This is a genomic window from Acinetobacter sp. ABJ-A23_2, assembly GCF_044538765.1.
In the GTDB taxonomy this organism is placed as follows: domain Bacteria; phylum Pseudomonadota; class Gammaproteobacteria; order Pseudomonadales; family Moraxellaceae; genus Acinetobacter; species Acinetobacter nosocomialis_A.
In genome coordinates, this window is record NZ_JBIUCP010000106.1 from 1 (window position 1) to 1,620 (window position 1,620).

Annotated in this window: 1 rRNA gene; it reads right to left on the reverse strand. The window is 49.9% G+C overall.

Annotation, left to right across the window (positions count from 1 at the left end):
• Nucleotides 1-1,446 (reverse strand): 16S ribosomal RNA (locus ACH63V_RS18030); the annotation flags it as partial.
• Between the last annotated feature and the right edge of the window lie 174 nt (nt 1,447-1,620).

Here is a 1,620-nt window from a genome sequence, read left to right on the forward strand (position 1 = left end):
CAGTTAGGCTAGCTACTTCTGGTGCAACAAACTCCCATGGTGTGACGGGCGGTGTGTACAAGGCCCGGGAACGTATTCACCGCGGCATTCTGATCCGCGATTACTAGCGATTCCGACTTCATGGAGTCGAGTTGCAGACTCCAATCCGGACTACGATCGGCTTTTTGAGATTAGCATCACATCGCTGTGTAGCAACCCTTTGTACCGACCATTGTAGCACGTGTGTAGCCCTGGCCGTAAGGGCCATGATGACTTGACGTCGTCCCCGCCTTCCTCCAGTTTGTCACTGGCAGTATCCTTAAAGTTCCCGACATTACTCGCTGGCAAATAAGGAAAAGGGTTGCGCTCGTTGCGGGACTTAACCCAACATCTCACGACACGAGCTGACGACAGCCATGCAGCACCTGTATGTAAGTTCCCGAAGGCACCAATCCATCTCTGGAAAGTTCTTACTATGTCAAGGCCAGGTAAGGTTCTTCGCGTTGCATCGAATTAAACCACATGCTCCACCGCTTGTGCGGGCCCCCGTCAATTCATTTGAGTTTTAGTCTTGCGACCGTACTCCCCAGGCGGTCTACTTATCGCGTTAGCTGCGCCACTAAAGCCTCAAAGGCCCCAACGGCTAGTAGACATCGTTTACGGCATGGACTACCAGGGTATCTAATCCTGTTTGCTCCCCATGCTTTCGCACCTCAGCGTCAGTGTTAGGCCAGATGGCTGCCTTCGCCATCGGTATTCCTCCAGATCTCTACGCATTTCACCGCTACACCTGGAATTCTACCATCCTCTCCCACACTCTAGCTAACCAGTATCGAATGCAATTCCCAAGTTAAGCTCGGGGATTTCACATTTGACTTAATTAGCCGCCTACGCGCGCTTTACGCCCAGTAAATCCGATTAACGCTTGCACCCTCTGTATTACCGCGGCTGCTGGCACAGAGTTAGCCGGTGCTTATTCTGCGAGTAACGTCCACTATCTCTAGGTATTAACTAAAGTAGCCTCCTCCTCGCTTAAAGTGCTTTACAACCATAAGGCCTTCTTCACACACGCGGCATGGCTGGATCAGGCTTGCGCCCATTGTCCAATATTCCCCACTGCTGCCTCCCGTAGGAGTCTGGGCCGTGTCTCAGTCCCAGTGTGGCGGATCATCCTCTCAGACCCGCTACAGATCGTCGCCTTGGTAGGCCTTTACCCCACCAACTAGCTAATCCGACTTAGGCTCATCTATTAGCGCAAGGTCCGAAGATCCCCTGCTTTCTCCCGTAGGACGTATGCGGTATTAGCATCCCTTTCGAGATGTTGTCCCCCACTAATAGGCAGATTCCTAAGCATTACTCACCCGTCCGCCGCTAGGTCCAGTAGCAAGCTACCTTTCCCCGCTCGACTTGCATGTGTTAAGCCTGCCGCCAGCGTTCAATCTGAGCCATGATCAAACTCTTCAGTTAAAATCATTTTGCACCTTATTTATAGACAAGGTGCCAATTCTGGCTCATCAATTACTGACTTAAATTTCGCTCAAATAAACTTCGAGTAATTTAAACCAATCAATCAATGAAAATTATTTCGATTAATCAATCAGTAAAAATCCACACAAGTTGTTCTTCAATTCTCTTAATGAT